The following is a 17,801-nucleotide window of genomic DNA, read 5'->3' as shown; positions in this document are numbered from 1 at the left end:
CCAGGGGGATCTCAACTCATGCGTTCGACAAGACTCCTGCCGGCGTTCGCCGGCCTGGCGGTGGCGCTCTCACTGACCGCCACCGCCTGCGGCCCGACCGAGACGACGCCGGCGGCCGACAAGCCCGCCGCCGGGGCGACCGCCGCCGACCCCACCACCGGTGGCGGCGACGCCGCTCTCCCCAAGGACCTGGCCGACAAGCTGCAGAAGCACGGCGTCGACCTGGACAAGTGGAAGAACGGCGACTGGAAGAACTGGGACAGGGACACCTGGCTCCGTGAGGCCGAGGACTTCGTCAACCCGGTGATCGAGGGGCTGTGGGACCCCGAGCGCATGCAGTCGGCGAAGAGCCCCGACCCGACGATCACCACGGCGTCCGGCGCGGGCGGCAGCGACCCCGTGCCGCGGCCCGTCCAGGCCCAGCGCGAGAAGACTCCGTACCACCGCAACGCGGCGCCCGTGGGGAAGATCTTCTTCGACTCGCCGCAGGGTCCCATGGTCTGCTCCGGCACGGTCGTGAAGGACCCGCGCCGGCCCGGGAAGTCCAACCTCGTGTGGACCGCCGGCCACTGTGTGCACGCCGGCCAGCGGGGCGGCTGGTTCCGCAACATCACCTTCGTGCCCGCCTACAACGACCTCGGCAAGTCGGCGTCCGCACTGGGCAACGCACAGCCGCACCAGGTCGCTCCCTACGGCCAGTACTGGGCCGACTGGGCGGTCACCTCGGGCGAGTGGATCCAGCGCGGCGGCACGAACCCCGCCTGGCCCTACGACTACGCCGTGCTGCACGTACAGCCGGAGCGGGGCAAGAAGTCCCTGGAGGAGACCGTAGGCGTCGCCCTGCCGATCGACTTCTCCGCACCGACCGCGGCCCAGGCCGGCACGATGGGCGCCTGGGGTTACCCGGCCGCCCCGCCGTACAACGGTCTGATCATGCACAAGTGCCTCGACCGGCCGACCCGGCTCACCACGGCTCCGGCGACGCCGACGATGTACCGCATCGGCTGCACCATGACCGGCGGTTCCTCCGGCGGTGGCTGGATCCGCACGATGCCGAACGGCAAGGTGGCGCTGGTGTCGAACACCTCGATCGGCCCGGTCGGCGGCAACGGCTGGCTGGCCGGTCCGCAGCTGGGCCGTGGTGCCAAGGACGCGCACGAGATGGTGAGCAAGAAGTTCGCCCGCTGACCGGGCGACACCGATGGCCGGCTTCCTCGGCCGGCGTCCACGCGTAAGGCCCCGCCCCCAGTCAAGGGGCGGGGCCTTACGCATGGGACCCGTTGAGCCGCGCGCAGCGACTTCCGGCGAGACCGGTCAGTGCGCGGCGGGAACGTACGGCATCAGGAACGCCGCCAGCTCCTCGTGCACCCGCGCCTTGAGCAGCGTGCCTTCCGGCGTGTGCTCCTCGGAGAGCAGCTCGCCCTCGGCATGCACCCGCGAGACGAGACCGCCCTCGGTGTACGGCACGAGCGCCTCGATCTCGACCTGCGGCCGCGGCAGTTCGGCGTCGATGAGCGCGAGCAGCTCCTCGATGCCCTCGCCCGTACGCGCCGAGACCGCGATCGCGTGACGCTCGGTCCGCATCAGGCGCTGCAGCACGAGCGGGTCGGCCGCGTCCGCCTTGTTCACGACCACGACCTCCGGCACGTTCACCGCGCCGACGTCACGGAACACCTCGCGGACGGCGGCCAGCTGCTCCTCCGGGGCGGGGTGCGAGCCGTCCACCACGTGGAGGATCAGGTCGGAGTCGCCGACCTCCTCCATGGTGGAGCGGAACGCCTCGACCAGGTGGTGCGGCAGATGCCGTACGAACCCGACGGTGTCGGCCAGGGTGTACACCCGGCCGCTGGGCGTCTCGGCCCGGCGGACGGTCGGGTCGAGGGTGGCGAACAGCGCGTTCTCCACCAGCACACCCGCGCCGGTCAGCCGGTTGAGCAGGGACGACTTGCCGGCGTTGGTGTATCCGGCGATGGCGACGGACGGAACCTTGTGACGGCGCCGCTCCTGCCGCTTGATGTCGCGGCCGGTCTTCATCTCCGCGATCTCCCGGCGCATCTTCGCCATCTTCTCGCGGATCCGACGCCGGTCGGTCTCGATCTTCGTCTCACCGGGACCACGCGTGGCCATGCCGCCACCGCCGCCGCCACCCATCTGACGGGAGAGCGACTGACCCCAGCCTCGCAGTCGCGGCAGCATGTACTGCATCTGCGCGAGCGCGACCTGTGCCTTGCCCTCTCGGGACTTGGCGTGCTGGGCGAAGATGTCGAGGATCAGGGCGGTCCGGTCGACCACCTTCACCTTGACGACGTCTTCGAGGGCGATGAGCTGGCCGGGGCTGAGTTCACCGTCGCAGACGACGGTGTCGGCACCGGTTTCGAGCACGATGTCCCGCAGCTCACGGGCCTTGCCCGAGCCGATGAACGTGGCCGGGTCGGGCTTGTCACGGCGCTGGATGACGCCGTCGAGCACCAGGGCACCCGCCGTCTCGGCGAGGGCCGCCAGCTCCGCGAGGGAGTTCTCCGCGTCCTGCACGGTCCCCGAGGTCCATACGCCGACCAGCACGACGCGCTCGAGGCGCAGCTGCCGGTACTCGACCTCGGTGACGTCCTCGAGCTCGGTGGAGAGGCCCGCCACGCGCCGCAGGGCCGCGCGCTCGGAGCGGTCGAACTGATCGCCGTCCCGCTCTCCGTCGATCTCGTGGCTCCAGGCGACGTCCTCTTCCATCAGGGCATCGGCCCGAAGGCTCTCGGTGCGGCTCGTCTCGGCGAAGCTCTGCTCGTCCTGGGAAGGGGATGAAGAGGAGGTCATTTGATCCTTACGTCGATGGAAAGTCGTTACGTCGATCACAACACGCGACGGCACGGAAAGATTCCCGGTCCGGCCGCGTCGCCGACCTGATGATGGTGACACGGCCGGACGGGGCGCGTCACCCCGGTTTCGCGGCGCTCGCCGGCTGCGTTGCCCGGCTGCGCCAGTCCGGGTGCCCGGGCATGGCCGGCGTCTTCTCCGCGTAGAGCCAGCCGGCGAAGAAGGCGGTGAGGTCGCGCCCCGCGACCTGGGAGGCCAGCGCGGTGAAGTCGGCGGTGGTCGCGGTGGCGTCGCGGTGCTCGCTCACCCAGCGGCGCTGCAGGCTCTGGAACGCGTCCTCGCCGATCTCTTGCCGCAGCGCGTACAGGACCAGGGCGCTCCCGTCGTAGACGACGGGCCGGAAGAGGCTGATCTTCTGGCCGGGCGAGGGCGGCTCGGGGGCCGCCGGGGGACCTCCGGCCGCCCGCCACCCGTCGGAGGCCGCGTAGGCGGCCTTCATACGCCGTTCAAGGGACTGTTTCCCGACCTCCTCGGCGTACAGCGCCTCGTACCAGCTCGCGTGCCCCTCGTTGAGCCACAGGTCGGACCAGGTGCGCGGCGAGACACTGTTGCCGAACCACTGGTGCGCGAGCTCGTGGACCATGATCGAGTCGACGTACCACTCGGGGTAGTCGGCTTCGGTGAACAGTCTTCTCTCGAAGAGAGAGAGGGTCTGGGTCTCCAGCGCGAAGCCGGTCTCGGCGTCGGCGACGAGCAGCCCGTAGGTCTCGAAGGGATAGCGGCCCACCTGGCGCTCCATCCACTCCAGGTGCCCGGGGGTCCGCTTCAGCCAGGGCTCCACGAGCTCCCGGTCGGCGGTGCGCACCACGTCCCGGACGGGGAGACCGTGCGGTCCTGTCCGGTGGACGACGGTGGAGCGGCCGATGGAGACCTGGGCGAGCTCGGTGGCCATGGGATGGGCCGTGCGGTAGGTCCACGTCGTGGTGGTGGCATTCTCGGCGCGACCCGCCGGCAGGCCGTTGGCGACGGCCGTCAGGGTGCTGGGGGCGGTGATCCGGAAGGTGAAGTACGCCTTGTCGGCGGGGTGGTCGTTGGACGGGAAGACCCGGTGGGCGGCGTCGGCCTGGTTGGCCATGGCGAGTCCGTCGCCGGTGCGGATCCAGCCGCCGGTGCCGGCGGGGCCGCGGGGATCGCTGGTGTGGGTGACCGTGATCTCCAGCGAGTCGCCGTCCTCGGCCGCCCGTGCCGGGGTGATCACGAGGTCCTCGCCGCTGGTCACGAACTCGGCGGCCGCGCCGTCGACGGTGACGGCCGAGACCTCGCCGTGCGCGAAGTCGAGGTTGATCCGCTCCAGGTCGGTGGTCGCGAGCGCCTCGATACGGGTGACGGCCGCGAGGGGCTCGGTGTTCCGGCCCGGGTAGGTGAGGCCGATGTCGTACGACCGGACGTCGTAACCGGGGTTGCCGAGGTGGGGGAAGAGCGGGTCCCCGATGCCGAGCGGCGGAGGCGCGGGCACGGCGGCGGCGACGAGACCGGCCGATGCGGCGACCAGGGCGGCGGAGCGGAGCCACCGCGCGCGTGGGGAGGTCTTTGGGGAGGTGAGCGGCATGAGCTACGGCTACCAGTGCGCGGGGCCCCGCCCCCGGCGGCGCGCTCGTCCGCCACCCGAAGGAGTCAGCACCGGACCGAGGGCGGCCGACTGGTTCAAGGGCTGTCCCGTCGCGGCTGACGGGTGCGCGGCCGGCTCGTCCTGCGGGCCGGAGCGGCGTGGGGTTACAGGTCGGGGGAAGCGGGGTGCTGCGCGCGGCTCACGTCGTACACCCCGGGGACGTCCCGCATCGCCCGCATCAGGGCGGGAAGACCGGTGGCGTCGGGGAGTTGGAGGGTGTACGTGTGGCGGACCCGCTGTTCGCAGGGCGGCTCGACGGTCGCCGAGACGATGGCGACGCCCGCGGCGGCGATGGCCTCGGTGAGGTCGGCGAGGAGCCTGGGCCGGCCGAAGGACTCGGCGACGAGCGTGACGCGGCACTCCGCGGTGTCGCCCCAGTGGACCGTGACGGGTTCGCGGCCGAGCCGCCTCATCGCGTCGGCGGCGGCGCAGCCGGTCCGGTGGACGGTGACGGACCCGCCGCGTACCAGGAAGCCGGTGATCTCGTCGGGGGGCACGGGCGTGCAGCATCCGGCGGGCCGTACGGCGCCGGCCGTCGTCCCCGGCAGATCGGCCAGGAGCCTGGTGCCGGAGCGCCGGTCGGCCGTGACGGAGACCGGCGGGCGGGGATCGGCGGCCGGAGCCTTGGTGGCCTCCGGGTGCGCCTGGAGCCAGCCGGTGATCGCGATGCGCGCGGCGGGGGTACGGGCGTGGTCGAGCCACTCGGGGGAGGGCCCCGAGACCGTGTCCTGGGCCAGCAGCGGCTGGACGGTGTCGCCGTCGGCGAGCACGGTGCTGAGCGTCGCCAGTCGCCCGTTGACGCGCGCGCCCACGCAGGAGTGGGCCGCTTCGCCGTACTGCGCGTACGCCGCGTCGACGCAGGTCGCCCCGGCGGGCAGGCTGATCGTGCCGGGGGCGCCGCCGTCGGCCCGGAAGACGGTGATCTCCTGGTCCTCGGCGAGGTCGGCGCGCAGCGAGGTCCAGAAGGTGTCGGGGTCGGGCGTCGACTGCTGCCAGTCGAGGAGCCGGGAGAGCCAGCCGGGCCGGGTGGGGTCGGCGCGCTCACCTTCCTCGGCCGGTTCGGCACCGTCCTGCGGTACGTACGGATTGCCCAGGGCGACGACGCCGGCCTCGGCGACCTTGTGCATCTGGTGCGTACGGATGAGGACTTCGGCGACGGCGCCGTCGGGAGCGGCGACGGCGGTGTGCAGCGACTGGTACAGGTTGAACTTGGGAGCGGCGATGAAGTCCTTGAACTCGGAGATCACCGGGGTGAAACAGGTGTGGAGTTCGCCGAGGACGGCATAACAGTCCGCGTCCTCGCCCACCAGCACCAGGAGTCGGCCGAAATCGCTGCCGCGCAGGTCGCCGCGCTTGAGCCGGACGCGGTGGACGGAGACGAAGTGCCTCGGCCGGATGAGGACTTCGGCGGGGATGCCGGCCTCGCGCAGGACCGCCGAGACGCTCTCGGCGATGGCCGCGAGCGCGTCTCCGGCGTCGGCGTTCTCGGCGATGAGGGCACGGGTGTTCTCGTACTCCTCGGGGTGGAGGATCGCGAAGACCAGGTCCTCCAGCTCGGTCTTGAGGGCCTGGACGCCGAGCCGTTCGGCGAGCGGGATGAGGACGTCGCGGGTGACCTTGGCGATCCGGACCTGTTTCTCGGGCCGCATGACGCCGAGGGTGCGCATGTTGTGGAGCCGGTCGGCGAGTTTGATCGACATGACGCGGACGTCGTCGCCGGTGGCGACCAGCATCTTGCGGAAGGTCTCCGGTTCGGCGGCGGCGCCGTAGTCGACCTTCTCCAGCTTGGTCACACCGTCGACGAGGTAGGCGACCTCGTCACCGAACTGCTCACGCACCTGATCCAGGGTCACCTCCGTGTCCTCGACGGTGTCGTGGAGGAGGGAGGCGGTCAACGTCGTGGTCTCGGCGCCGAGTTCGGCGAGGATCAGGGTGACCGCGAGCGGATGCGTGATGTACGGCTCGCCGCTCTTGCGGAACTGGCCTCGGTGCGAGGACTCGGCGAGGACGTACGCCCGGCGCAGCACGGCCAGGTCGGCGTCGGGGTGGTGGGCGCGGTGCGCGTCGGCGACATGGCCGATGGCGTCGGGCAGGCGGCCCCGTGCGGTCGGACCGAGCAGAGCGGCGCGCCCGAGCCTGCGGAGGTCGATCCTCGGGCGGGCGCGTCTGCGGCTGGGAGCGTCGGGGGCGTTGGCCTCTGCCGCGCTCACAGGATTGGTGGCCTCTGCACTCATGGGGCACCTCCGGCGACGTCGACCGGCGGAGGGCGGGCAAGGCGTGCCTGCCTGGCCGGTGCTTGATGCTACCGAGCCCACCACGCGGCGCAGTCACGCTCTCGCCCAGCGTGAAACGGATCACCCATTCGAGCGACAGCTCCGTCGTTGACTGTTTCGATTCCGGCCAAGCCCACGGCCGGCCGGAATCAGCTCGTCGCGGTTCTCAGGCCGTGGTGGCCGTCGCCAGCCAGGAGGGGTCGATCGTGCCCTCGGCGAGGATGACGGCGGGCCCGGTCATCTCGATCTCGCCGTCGGGGTGCTCGGTGATGATCAGCGTGCCGCCGAGGACGTCGACGGTGTACGTGACGGGCGTCCCGCTCTCGGCCGGGTCCGCGCCGTCCCTGCGCGCGGTGGCCACGGCGACGGCGCAGGCGCCCGTGCCGCAGGAGCGCGTCTCGGAGGATCCGCGCTCGTGCACGCGCATGGCGACATGGCGGGGGCCGCGGTCGGCGACGAACTCGATGTTCACGCCTTCCGGATAGACCTCGGCCGGGGCGTACGGCGGCTCGGTGAACAGGTCGCCCGCGTGGTCGAGGCTCTCGACGAAGGCGACGGCGTGCGGGTTGCCCATGTTCACGTTGCGGGCGGGCCAGCTGCGACCCTCGACGGTGACGGTGACCCCGTCCTCGGAGAGGACGGCGCGGCCCATGGCGACGGTGACGGAACCGTCCTTGTCGAGGTGGACCCTCTTGACCCCGTCGCGGGTGGCGATCGCGATCTCACCGGCCGTGACATGCCCGGCGTGCTCCAGGTAGCGGGCGAAGACCCGCAGGCCGTTGCCGCACATCTCGGCGACCGAGCCGTCGGCGTTGCGGTAGTCCATGAACCATTCGGCTTCGCCGGCCATCGCCCGGGCCTCGGGATGGGCCGCGCTGCGGACCACGTGCAGCAGCCCGTCGCCGCCGATCCCGGCGCGCCGGTCGCAGATCCGGGCGACGACGTCGGCGGGCAGCTCGACGGTGTTGTCGGTGTCGGGGACGATCACGAAGTCGTTCTCGGTCCCGTGGCCCTTGAGGAAGGGGAGCGGCGATGTCTGCGTGCTGGTCACGGGATCAACTGTACGGGTCGGGTACGACAGCCGCCTCGACGGTCCACGGAGCGGGCGGGTCGCGCCGGGCGCTCGATCGCGTGCCCCGCCGCGCGGGGCAGGTCGGTGCGGCGTGTGCTCCGCGGGTCAGCGGAGGCGGGCGACGCGCCAGACCGCCAGGGCCACCAGGAGCGCGCTGACGCAGACGTACAGAGCCATCACGCGCCAGTCCGGGCGCTCGCCGGAGCCGCGGGACGGCAGGCCCGGCCAGGTGTAGCCGACCTTGCGGGCGGCCATCATGCCCCAGCCGGCGGCGCAGGAGCTGATGAGCAGCCCCAGCATGGCGACGACGGCGCCGCCCTCCCCCGAACCGAAGGCCAGCGGGAAGGCGAACATCAGGGAGCCGACGGCGGCGAGGCCCACGATGGGCGCCAGCTGCCAGATCCTCAGACGGCGCTGGGGCCGCAGCTCGACCTCGACCTCGGCGGCGTCCACCTCGACGGAGGTGCCCTGGGCGTCGTCGGGACCGTCCGGGGTCAAACCGGGCGCGTCACCCGGGGCTTCGCCCCGGGCCGCGCCGTGCTGCTCTGTGTCGCGAGGGCCGGCCTCCATCGCCACGCGCCCTCCCAACTCGGACTCCACTTGGTCGATCGATGCTCGATGATGGCACGCTCCCGACCGTTGGAATGACGGGCGTGGCGTCCCGATGCCATCACGTGATCAGGCTGTAACCGCTCGTTCGACCAACGTCAGCGCCTCTCGCGGGAGTTCCCCGCGGTGTTCCGCCGCGCCGCTCAGCCAGTGGACGCGCGGGTCGCGCCGGAACCACGAGTCCTGACGGCGCGCGAAGCGCTTGGTGGCGCGTACGGTCTCGGCACGCGCCTCGTCCTCGGTGCACTCCCCCGCGAGCGCCGCGAGCACCTGCTGGTAGCCCAGTGCGCGGGCGGCCGTGCGCCCCTCGCGCAGTCCGCGCGCCTCCAGCGCGCGGACCTCGTCCACGAGCCCGGCCTCCCACATCCGGTCCACGCGCGCGGTGATCCGCTCGTCGAGCTCGGGCCGCTCGACGTCCACGCCGATCTGGACCGTGTCGTAGACCGAATCGGGCCCCGGCAGATTCGCGGTGAACGGCTTGCCGGTGATCTCGATGACTTCGAGCGCCCGGACGATGCGGCGGCCGTTGCTGGGCAGGATCGCGCGCCCCGCCTCCGGGTCCGCGGCAGCCAGTCGGGCGTGCAGGACCCCGGAGCCCCGCTCCTCCAGCTCGGCCTCCAGACGGGCCCGTACGACGGGATCGGTGCCGGGGAACTCGAGCGCGTCGATGGCACCCCGTACGTACAGACCGGAGCCCCCGACCAGGACGGGAGTGCGGCCGGCGGCGAGGAGGCGGTCGATCTCGGCCCTGGCGAGGCGCTGGTACTCGGCGACGCTGGCGGCCTCCGTCACGTCCCAGATGTCGAGGAGGTGGTGCGGCACGCCGCCGCGCTCTTCGAGCGTCAGCTTGGCGGTACCGATGTCCATCCCTCGGTAGAGCTGCATCGAGTCGGCGTTGACGACCTCGCCGCCGAGCTGCTGGGCGAGGAAAACGCCCAGATCGGACTTTCCGGCCGCTGTGGGACCGACGACGGCGATGACCCGCGGGGCGGGAGCTGCACTTCTCACTGCCCCAGTCTCGCAAACCTCCCGCCGAGTCCCCGAATGAGCGACGTGACGGCCCGCATCCGGGTTCGTTGCCTGTTGCGAGGTTCCGACCGCCGGTTTCCGTGCCGGCTGCACCGGGTGGCGCGATGGGGCGCACCGGGCGCCCGCGGGGCTTCTCCCGCACGAGTACGCTATGGAGTGGAAATGGGCATTTTTGCAATGTTTCGCCGCAAGGGCAAGGAAGCTGCCGAGGCGTCACCGCAGGAGACGGAGGCCGTCGCCCTGACGTCCGACGCGGAGGAGGCGGAGAACGCTTCCGAGGCCCCCGCCACCGATGCCGAGGCGACGGAGGACAGCGGGACCGCGGGGATCACCGAGCCGGCCCCGGCCGCCGAAGCGGCCGAGTCGGTGGAGATCCCCAAGCAGCAGTCGGCCGAGGAGGCGGCGGACAACGAGGCCGGCGAGAGCGCCCGGAAGTAGCTCCTGGGGACAGGACACGGCAATTCGGTTTACCGGAGGGAAGGTGACCCATGGGTCTCCTGGATTCACTGAAGGCCAAGCTCGCCCCGGCCAAGCACAAGGTCTCCGACCTCGCACAGCAGCATGGGGACAAGATCGACCACGGCCTGGAGAAGGCCGCGAAGATGGTCGACGAGAAGACCAAGGGCAAGTACAGCGACAAGATCGAGTCGGGCACCGGCAAGGCCAAGGAGGCTCTGGACCGGATCGCCCACAAGGACGACGGAACCAAGGGCGACGGCACTCCTGGCGGAGGCCCGACCACGCCGCCGGCCGCCTGACGCCCGGCGTCACCTGACGCTCCCTCCGCACGGCGGACGGCCGCGGAGCACACCGCTCCGCGGCCGTCCGCCGTTCGTACGCGGTTGGTTGACGGTGGTTGGCCGGTCGCCCGCCGTGCCCTAGGACCAAGCGGCGACGAAGTATCCGACGCCGTACGGGGCGTCCTCGTACAGCAGTCGGCCCTCCAGGCCCGCCCCCTGGGCGGCGCCCGCGAGAACCTGCCAGGGAGCCCGGCCGGCCGCCTTCAGCTCGTATGCGAGGTTCTCGTCCAGGCCCAGGAGGGCGTCCGGATCGGCGCTGCCCAGCGCCCTGGCCGCCTCGGCGTCGAAGGGCGCGGCGCGCTCGTCCAGATAACCGGGCGCCTTGACCGAGCGGCAGGCGCTGCCGTCGCCCATGACCAGCAGCGCCACGCGGTCGGCGGACGCGGCCAGCTCACGGCCGGCGGCGGCGCACCGGCCGCTCTCCAGCCGCTCCCCGACTCCCAGCCCCTCGACCGGCGCGTCGGCCCAGTCGGTGCGCTCCAGGAGCCAGGCGGCGACGGCGAGCGACGCGGGCAGCGGCCGGTCTCCGGCCGACCTGTCGTCGCCGGGCCGGCCTCCGGCCGGCCGGGCGGCCCCGAGCCGTACGGAGAGGTCGACTCCGAACCCGGCGAAGGACCCCGTGGAGCCGGCGGGGTACGGACCGAGGGCGCCCTCGGCCGCGGGCCCGACGACGTACAGCCGATCGGGCCGGGACGCGGCCAGCAGCCCCAGGGCGTCCGCGCACGCCACCCGCGCGGCGTGGAGTTCGGGGGCGGCTCCGGTCGCGACCTCGGGTACGAGCAACGGCGGACACGGACAGACGGCTGCGGCGACAAGCATGATCCGCAGCCTACTGCGACGACAGGCCGCGGCCCGCGGGTGTCAGTGGCTGCCGCAGGCCGGCACGGAGGCGGCGGGAAGCGGCTCCGGCACGCCGATCTTCGGCAGGCCGAGCAGGACACCCGCCGGCTTGGCGGCGGCCTCGGCGGTGCGCTTCTCCCAGGCGTCTCCGGAGCGGGTACGGCGTACCGATGTCGTCGGACCCTCGGCGAGCAGGTGGTGCGGGGCGGCGTAGGTGATCTCGACCGTCACCACATCGCCCGGGCGGACCTCCTGGTCCGGCTTGGTGAAGTGGACCAGCCGGTTGTCGGGGGCGCGGCCGGAGAGGCGGTGCGTGGTGCCGTCCTTGCGCCCCTCGCCCTCCGCGACCATGACCTCCAGGGTCCGGCCGACCTGCTTCTTGTTCTCCTCCCAGGAGATCTCCTCCTGGAGCGCGACAAGGCGTTCGTACCGTGCCTGCACGACCTCCTTGGGGATCTGCCCCTCCATCTCGGCCGCGGGAGTGCCGGGCCGCTTGGAGTACTGGAAGGTGAAGGCGTTGGCGAACCGTGCCTCGCGGACCGTGTGCATCGTCTGCTCGAAGTCCTCCTCGGTCTCGCCGGGGAAGCCCACGATGATGTCGGTGGAGATGGCGGCGTGCGGGATCGCGGCGCGCACCTTCTCGATGATGCCGAGGAAACGCTCCTGCCGGTAGGAGCGGCGCATCGCCTTGAGGATCGTGTCCGAACCGGACTGCAGCGGCATGTGCAGCTGCGGCATGACGTTCGGGGTCTCGGCCATCGCCGCGATGACGTCGTCCGTGAAGTCGCGGGGGTGCGGTGAGGTGAAGCGGACCCGCTCCAGGCCCTCGATCTTCCCGCAGGCGCGCAGCAGCTTGGAGAACGCCTCGCGGTCGCCGATGTCGGACCCGTACGCGTTGACGTTCTGGCCGAGCAGGGTGATCTCGGAGACGCCCTCGGCGACCAGGGCTTCGATCTCGGCGAGGATGTCGCCGGGACGGCGGTCCTTCTCCTTGCCGCGCAGCGCCGGGACGATGCAGAACGTGCAGGTGTTGTTGCAGCCGACGGAGATCGACACCCAGGCGGCGTAGGCGGACTCGCGCCGGGTCGGCAGCGTGGAGGGGAACGCCTCCAGCGACTCGGCGATCTCGATCTGCGCCTCTTCCTGGATACGGGCGCGCTCCAGGAGGACCGGCAGCTTGCCGATGTTGTGCGTACCGAAGACGACGTCGACCCAGGGCGCCTTCTTGACGATGGTGTCGCGGTCCTTCTGGGCGAGACAGCCACCGACGGCGATCTGCATCCCGGGGCGCGAGGTCTTCATCGGGGCGAGCCGGCCGAGGTTGCCGTACAGCTTGTTGTCGGCGTTCTCGCGGACGGCGCAGGTGTTGAACACGACGACGTCGGCGTCACCGTCGGCGCCCTTGGGAGCGCGGACGTAGCCGGCGTCCTCCAGCAGACCGGAGAGCCGCTCGGAATCGTGGACGTTCATCTGGCACCCGTAGGTGCGGATCTCATAGGTCTTGGGTTCGCCCACGGCGAGGCTCCGGTCGATGCTAGTCACGTCTCTAGGGTAAGGGCCGTCGGAGGAGCGCCGGCCCGTGCCTCTCGTGGGGCGGGAGGCGGCGGCGGGCGGGCCTCTAGTGGTGGGCGACGGCCGCTGCCATGGCCTCGGCCACCGCTGTGAGCTGGGCGCCGAGCGTGCCCGCGTCCGGGCGGAGGGAGCCGTTGAAGGCCGCGGAGCCGATGGTGAAGGCGTCGGCGCCCGCGTCGGCCAGGGCGCGGATCTGTGCGGGGGTGGTGATGCTTCCGGCCACCACGAGCCGGCCGGTGGTCGCGGCGCGGGCGGCGCGGACGAGGTCGAGCGGGTCGGCGTCGGTGGCGCGGTAGGCGAGGAGGTCGACGCCCGCGCAGCCCGCCGTCTCGGCTCGGCGGCAGTCGTCGGCGATACGGTCCGGACCGCCGGCCAGCCGGGTGGGGTGCCCGAGGGGTTCGCCCGCGAAGGGCAGGTACTCGATGCCCGTTCCGGCGAGGAGGGCCTGCGTCTCGTCGATCCAGGTGCCGCCCATGAGCCGGTCGACACCGAGGTCGATCGCGCTCCTCACGGACGCGAGGGCCTGCTCCCGCGTGGTGCTCACCACTTCGAGGTAGCTGGTGGCGCCTCTCTCCTTGATCCGGCGGTGGAGCCGGGCGAGGGTCGCGGGGTCGACGCCGATGTCCTTGAAACCGATGTGGCCGATGTCGAGGTCCGCGACGGAGTCGAGGACGCGCAGGCAGTCCGTGACGGTCCTGTCGTCACGGGTGAGCATGAAGATGAAGTCCACGGTGGTCCTCCGGGGAGTGGGTCAGGTCGGCGGTCGGGCCGTCGACGGAGCGTCCGTCAGGTCGGCGGCGCGGCATCCGTCGGGTCACCGGTCCTGTCGGCGGTCAGGTCGGCGGCCTGGTGCAGGGCGGTGAGCAGGCTCGTATGGTCCGCGGTGCCGTGTCCCGCGATGTCGAAGGCCGTTCCGTGGTCGACGCTCGTACGCACGAACGGCAGGCCGATGGTGATGTTGACGCCGCGTTCGAGCCCCAGGTACTTGACGGGGATGAGCCCTTGGTCGTGGTACTGGGCGACGACCGCGTCGAACTCCCCTGCCCGGGCCCGCATGAAGACCGTGTCGGCCGGCCACGGCCCGCTCGCCTCGATGCCCTCCGCCCGTGCACCCCGGACGGCCGGCTCGATGATGTCGAGGTCCTCGCGCCCGAAGAGCCCGTTCTCGCCCGCGTGCGGGTTGAGCGCGGCCACGGCGATACGGGGACGGCTGAGCCCGCCGCCCCGCAAGGTGCGGTCGGTCAGCCGGATGATCTCCAGCTCGCGGGCGGTGGTGAGTGCGTCGAGGGCCGTACGCAGCGACTGGTGGACGGTGACCAGGACGACCCGCAGCTCGTCGTTGGCCATCATCATCGCGTAGTCGGTCGTGCCCGACAGGTCGGCGAGGATCTCCGTGTGTCCGGGGTAGGGCAGCCCGGCCAGTCGGAGCGCCTCCTTGTTGATCGGCGCGGTGGTCAGGGCCCGGATCTCGCCGCGGAGCGCGAGTTCGACACCCCGCCGTACGTACCGGAAGCACGCCATCCCGGCTCGGGCGTCCACCGTGCCCGGTGACAGGTCCGCGGGGAGTTCGCCCTCGGCGAGCACGTCCATGACACCTGGGGTGGGACGGGCCTGGGCCACGGAGTCGATCGCCCGCACGGTCAGGGCCGTGCCCGTGGTGCGGCAGGCACGGGTGAGGACGTCCGGGTCCCCGATCACGACGACCGGTGGCCGGCGGGCGGGGTCGGCGTGCGCCTTGACGGTGATCTCGGGCCCGATGCCGTTCGGGTCACCCATGGTGACGGCCAGGGGCTTCACGCGCGCGTGCTCCTTTCGTCGCCTTCGGCGAGAAGGCGGCACAGCCGGTCGAGCGTCCCGTCGTCGCCGAACCCGCCGGCCTTGATCAGGACGGGGATGCCCCGCGGGCCGAGCAGCGTGCCGCGGGCGATCCCGGGCTCGGGCTCGTCGTACAGGTCGATCCCGGTGGCCCCGAGCGCCCGGAGGACGGTGACGGCCGTCTCTCCCCCGGTCAGGACGAGCCCGTCGACCAGCCCGTCCGCCACCAACCTCCCCGCCACGAGCGCCAGATCGCGGGTGAGCGAGCCCGGGGCGGGGGCCTCGCGGCGGGCATCGGGCGTGTGGACGACCCGTACCGGCGCCGCCGTACGCCGCAGCGCCCCGGCGGCGGCGAGGGGGTCGCCCGCCGCCACCGCGGCCACGTCCGGTCGCCCGCGCAGCCGGTCCAACTGGCGTCGGGTCGCCGGATTCGCGCTGCCGACCACCACCAGCGGATGGCGTGCGGCGGGCAGGGCGGTGGTTGTGGCGGTGGCGGTGGCGGTACGGGAGTGATGCCGGGCCAGCGCGGCGGCGAGGCCCGGGGAGCCGACCCACAGCACCTCACGGATCGCCGGCGCCGCGGAGACGAGACGGTCCAGATCGCGGTCCGTGGCGGCCGAGCAGACGAACAGGCCGCCGCCTTCGATCAGTTCGGGCAGCCGGTCCAGCCGGTCGGGTTCGAGGACGACGGCCTCCGGCAGGAGGTGCGTGAGGTCCGAGGAGGTGACCGGGTGCGCCGGGTCGCTGCCGAACGCACTCTCGTGCACCGGAACTCCGTGCACATGCTGGACCCCCCGGACCGTGGTCCGCCCCTCCGCCGGGAAGGCGGGCGCGATCACCACGGCACGGCGACGCGAGCCCGCGTGGGCGGCGCGGATCTCGGCGGCGACATGGCCCCTCAGCGTGGAGTCGACCGTCTTGATCAACAGGTCGGCTCCGGCGTACGTCTGGGCGGCCCGTCGCGTCTCGGCCACGGCCTCGCCCTGGCCGAGCAGCCGGCTGCCGAGGTCGACGGCCACCACACCGTTCACCGCCTCGGGCGCGGTAGCGGAGGCGCTGAGCAGCACCTGGGCGCGGTGACCACCCCTGCGGAAGGGGGCCGCACCGTCACCGGCGCTGGTCAGGTCGTCGGCGAGGACGGCGATGGTCGATGCGAACGGGCCCGCGTGGGGCCACCGGGGCACGTAGGGCGTATAGGTCGCTCGGGGCATGTGGGGCGTCCGTGCGGCCATGGGGCCGTGCGGCGCCTGGGGGTCCCGGGGTGCCTGGGGCGCCTGGGGGTCCTGCGGTGCCTGCGGGTCCCGGGGCGTCTGCGATGCCTGAGGGTCCTGCGGTGCCTGCGGGTCCCGGGGCGTCTGCGATGCCTGGCGTATCTGTGGTGCCTGCGATGCCTGCGGTTTCTGAGGGGCCTGATGCGCCATCCTGATACGTCTTCCTCGGATCGCCGGTCGGTGACGTCGTCAACCCTGGCGCCCGCGAAGCACCTGGGACAAGCGATTCCTTCTCACCCCACCTGTGAGTAGATTTCACACATGCGCTGGCCCGACCTCCCGCCGCCGAACACCCTTCTCCCCTTCGAGGCCACCGTGCGGCACGCGAGCATGACCCGGGCCGCCCACGAGCTCCACGTCACCCACGGGGCGATCAGCCGGCAGATCCAGAACCTGGAGAAGGCGCTCGGCACCACGCTGTTCGAGCGCGGGACGCGGTCACTGCGTCCCACCCCGCAGGCCCGTCGGCTGGCGGCCGCCGTCCGTGACGCGCTCGACCAGATCGACTCGGCGGCCCGGGAGATCTCCCGCCGTGAGCGGGGCGGTCCGATCGCGCTCTCCTGCGAGCCCACGCTGCTGATGCGCTGGCTGATCCCCCGCCTGCCGGATCTCGCCGTGCGGGTGCCCGGCCTCACCGTGCACCTGTCGGCGGGCGGTGGGCCCGTCTCCTTCGAGCGGGAGACCATCGACCTCGCTCTGCGCAGGGACGACTTCCCCGTACCGGATCGGGTGAGCCGCACGCACCTCTTCGAGGAGCGGATCGGTCCGGTCTGCAGCCCCGATCTGGCGCGGCGCCTGAGCCGGGTGGAGGATCTCGCCGGTCTGTCGCTCCTGCACACCAGCACCCGGCCACAGGCGTGGGACGACTGGTGGCGGCTCACCGGGACCCGTGTCGAAGGCGCGTCGCAGCAGACCTTCGAGCACTTCTATCTGGCGTTGCAGGCGGCCGTCGCGGGGGTGGGTGTCGCGATCGGCCCGTACGCCCTCGTCCATGACGATCTCGTCCGCGGGCAGTTGGTGGCGCCCTTCGGCCTGGTCGCGGACGGCACGCACTACCACCTGCTCAGCCCGCGGCCACCCGAGGAGGACGCCCGGGTCTCCCGGCTGCTCGACTGGCTGCGCAGCCAGTCGGCCCAGCTCCGGCCGCCGCCCGGGGAGGCCTGACGCCCCGGCCGACCCGGCTCGCCGCGATCGGGGCCTCGTGGCTCCCCGCGTACGGCCCCTGCGGGCCTGGCCATCGCGGGGGCCGAGCTGGCAGGATCGCGCCATGTTCGCCACCCTCTCCCGCGCCGCCCGACGCCGTGCCCTCCAGCTGGCGGCGGCGCTCCTGGTGGTGGGCGGGCTGCTCGTCTGGTGGCTGGTTCCTATCGGTCCGCCCGCGCCGAGCGGCACCGTGACCTTCAGTACCGGCGTGCCCACCGGCGTCTACCAGCGGTACGGCGACCTGCTGAAGCAGGCCCTCGCCCGCGATCTGCCGGATGTCTCGATAACGCTCAGGAACAGCGAGGGCTCCCAGCAGAACCTGGCTCGGCTCGCCTCCGGCGAGGTGGATTTCACGATCGCGACAGCCGACGCGGTGGCCCAGTACCAGCGGGACCGGAAGCCGGGATTCGACCGGCTGCGCGGCTCCGCCCGCCTCTACGACGACTACGTACAGCTGGTGGTCCGTAAGGAGTCGCCCGTCCGGTCGGTGGCCGACCTGCGCGGCCTGCGGGTGGGCGTCGGGCAGGAGGGCTCCGGGGTGAGACTGATCGCGGACCGGGTCCTGGCGGCCGCGGGGCTCACCCCGGACGTCGGCATCCAGCCGGTGTCGGCCGGTATCGACACGATGCCGTCGCTGCTGGAGCGCAAGCAGCTCGACGCGTTCTTCTGGTCGGGCGGGCTGCCCACCCACGCGGTCCAGACCCTCTCCGAGCGCCTTCCGGTACGACTCATTCCGCTGGACGCCGCCCTGGTGGACAAGCTCCACGACCGTGGCGGGCGAAGGACGGCGCCATCGCCGGACCGAGGCTCCTGGAGCACCTCGTCGACGTCGTGCTCTCC

The 17,801-nt window shown here is 72.3% G+C and carries 16 protein-coding genes; 5 read left to right on the top strand and 11 right to left on the bottom strand.

Features of this window, described 5'->3' with window-relative positions; all coding sequences use genetic code 11:
* Positions 1-18 precede the first annotated feature (18 nt).
* Entirely contained in the window at positions 19-1,188 is a 1,170-nt protein-coding gene (locus tag ABZY12_RS21700; protein ID WP_356892695.1) for a hypothetical protein, read from the top strand.
* Between the two features lie 126 nt (positions 1,189-1,314).
* On the opposite strand, the gene hflX is transcribed toward ABZY12_RS21700, so the two are convergent.
* From hflX to miaA, 6 genes are all read right to left on the bottom strand, one after another.
* Positions 1,315-2,808 carry a GTPase HflX gene (gene hflX, locus ABZY12_RS21695; protein WP_356892693.1) on the bottom strand — a complete coding sequence of 498 codons (1,494 nt, stop codon included), beginning with the start codon at positions 2,806-2,808 and terminating at the stop codon, positions 1,315-1,317.
* A gap of 118 nt (positions 2,809-2,926) precedes the next feature.
* Positions 2,927-4,417, bottom strand: coding sequence for a M1 family metallopeptidase (locus tag ABZY12_RS21690; protein WP_356892691.1), 1,491 nt, complete (start codon positions 4,415-4,417; stop codon positions 2,927-2,929).
* Between the two features lie 164 nt (positions 4,418-4,581).
* A complete protein-coding gene (locus tag ABZY12_RS21685) occupies positions 4,582-6,711 on the bottom strand; it encodes an HD domain-containing protein (protein ID WP_356892689.1) in 2,130 nt (709 codons plus the stop codon).
* 205 nt (positions 6,712-6,916) lie between these two features.
* Complete coding sequence (gene dapF / locus ABZY12_RS21680) at positions 6,917-7,801, bottom strand: diaminopimelate epimerase (protein WP_356892687.1); 885 nt, start codon at positions 7,799-7,801, stop codon at positions 6,917-6,919.
* Positions 7,802-7,927: 126 nt separating this feature from the next.
* On the bottom strand, positions 7,928-8,392 hold the full coding sequence (locus ABZY12_RS21675; protein WP_356892818.1) for a hypothetical protein: 465 nt from the start codon (positions 8,390-8,392) through the stop codon (positions 7,928-7,930).
* A 108-nt stretch (positions 8,393-8,500) separates the two neighbouring features.
* Positions 8,501-9,439, bottom strand: coding sequence for a tRNA (adenosine(37)-N6)-dimethylallyltransferase MiaA (gene miaA / locus ABZY12_RS21670; RefSeq protein ID WP_356892685.1), 939 nt, complete (start codon positions 9,437-9,439; stop codon positions 8,501-8,503).
* Positions 9,440-9,622: 183 nt separating this feature from the next.
* Between miaA and ABZY12_RS21665 the strand changes: the two genes are divergently transcribed.
* Both ABZY12_RS21665 and ABZY12_RS21660 read left to right on the top strand, forming a co-directional pair.
* Positions 9,623-9,898 carry a hypothetical protein gene (locus tag ABZY12_RS21665; protein WP_356892683.1) on the top strand — a complete coding sequence of 92 codons (276 nt, stop codon included), beginning with the start codon at positions 9,623-9,625 and terminating at the stop codon, positions 9,896-9,898.
* 50 nt (positions 9,899-9,948) lie between these two features.
* Positions 9,949-10,218, top strand: a complete 270-nt coding sequence (locus ABZY12_RS21660) for an antitoxin (RefSeq protein WP_356892681.1) — start codon at positions 9,949-9,951, stop codon at positions 10,216-10,218.
* A 120-nt stretch (positions 10,219-10,338) separates the two neighbouring features.
* Here the strand turns inward: ABZY12_RS21660 and ABZY12_RS21655 are convergent, their stop codons facing one another.
* The 5 genes from ABZY12_RS21655 to ABZY12_RS21635 all read right to left on the bottom strand — a co-directional run bounded on the left by ABZY12_RS21655 (position 10,339) and on the right by ABZY12_RS21635 (position 15,671).
* Positions 10,339-11,079, bottom strand: coding sequence for a class III extradiol dioxygenase subunit B-like domain-containing protein (locus tag ABZY12_RS21655; RefSeq protein ID WP_356892679.1), 741 nt, complete (start codon positions 11,077-11,079; stop codon positions 10,339-10,341).
* Between the two features lie 42 nt (positions 11,080-11,121).
* Positions 11,122-12,642, bottom strand: coding sequence for a tRNA (N6-isopentenyl adenosine(37)-C2)-methylthiotransferase MiaB (gene miaB, locus ABZY12_RS21650; protein ID WP_356892677.1), 1,521 nt, complete (start codon positions 12,640-12,642; stop codon positions 11,122-11,124).
* A gap of 76 nt (positions 12,643-12,718) precedes the next feature.
* The gene (locus ABZY12_RS21645; RefSeq protein ID WP_356892675.1) at positions 12,719-13,402 is read right to left on the bottom strand and encodes a hypothetical protein; all 684 of its coding nucleotides are present in this window, start codon (positions 13,400-13,402) and stop codon (positions 12,719-12,721) included.
* A gap of 56 nt (positions 13,403-13,458) precedes the next feature.
* The gene (gene pdxA / locus ABZY12_RS21640) at positions 13,459-14,469 is read right to left on the bottom strand and encodes a 4-hydroxythreonine-4-phosphate dehydrogenase PdxA (RefSeq protein WP_356892673.1); all 1,011 of its coding nucleotides are present in this window, start codon (positions 14,467-14,469) and stop codon (positions 13,459-13,461) included.
* A complete protein-coding gene (locus ABZY12_RS21635; protein WP_356892671.1) occupies positions 14,466-15,671 on the bottom strand; it encodes a four-carbon acid sugar kinase family protein in 1,206 nt (401 codons plus the stop codon). The genes pdxA and ABZY12_RS21635 overlap by 4 nt, the downstream gene beginning before the upstream one ends.
* A gap of 348 nt (positions 15,672-16,019) precedes the next feature.
* Here ABZY12_RS21635 and ABZY12_RS21630 point away from each other — a divergent pair, with 348 nt between their 5' ends.
* Complete coding sequence (locus tag ABZY12_RS21630; RefSeq protein ID WP_356892669.1) at positions 16,020-16,922, top strand: LysR substrate-binding domain-containing protein; 903 nt, start codon at positions 16,020-16,022, stop codon at positions 16,920-16,922.
* A gap of 103 nt (positions 16,923-17,025) precedes the next feature.
* On the top strand, positions 17,026-17,801 hold a 776-nt coding region (locus tag ABZY12_RS21625; protein WP_356892667.1), incomplete at its 3' end, for a TAXI family TRAP transporter solute-binding subunit.

Source organism: Streptomyces sp. NPDC006551, assembly GCF_040611675.1.
Lineage (GTDB): Bacteria > Actinomycetota > Actinomycetes > Streptomycetales > Streptomycetaceae > Streptomyces.
The sequence above is the reverse complement of the archived record's forward strand: the minus strand, read 5'-3'. Positions and strand labels throughout refer to the sequence as shown.

Bases quoted from the DNA above. Each gene is read 5' to 3' on its own strand.
- ABZY12_RS21700 (WP_356892695.1), top strand. From the start codon at position 19: ATGCGTTCGACAAGACTCCTGCCGGCGTTCGCCGGCCTGGCGGTGGCG.
- hflX (WP_356892693.1), bottom strand. From the start codon at position 2,808: ATGACCTCCTCTTCATCCCCTTCCCAGGACGAGCAGAGCTTCGCCGAG.
- ABZY12_RS21690 (WP_356892691.1), bottom strand. From the start codon at position 4,417: ATGCCGCTCACCTCCCCAAAGACCTCCCCACGCGCGCGGTGGCTCCGC.
- ABZY12_RS21685 (WP_356892689.1), bottom strand. From the start codon at position 6,711: ATGAGTGCAGAGGCCACCAATCCTGTGAGCGCGGCAGAGGCCAACGCC.
- ABZY12_RS21675 (WP_356892818.1), bottom strand. From the start codon at position 8,392: ATGGAGGCCGGCCCTCGCGACACAGAGCAGCACGGCGCGGCCCGGGGC.
- ABZY12_RS21665 (WP_356892683.1), top strand. From the start codon at position 9,623: ATGGGCATTTTTGCAATGTTTCGCCGCAAGGGCAAGGAAGCTGCCGAG.
- ABZY12_RS21660 (WP_356892681.1), top strand. From the start codon at position 9,949: ATGGGTCTCCTGGATTCACTGAAGGCCAAGCTCGCCCCGGCCAAGCAC.
- ABZY12_RS21655 (WP_356892679.1), bottom strand. From the start codon at position 11,079: ATGCTTGTCGCCGCAGCCGTCTGTCCGTGTCCGCCGTTGCTCGTACCC.
- ABZY12_RS21630 (WP_356892669.1), top strand. From the start codon at position 16,020: ATGCGCTGGCCCGACCTCCCGCCGCCGAACACCCTTCTCCCCTTCGAG.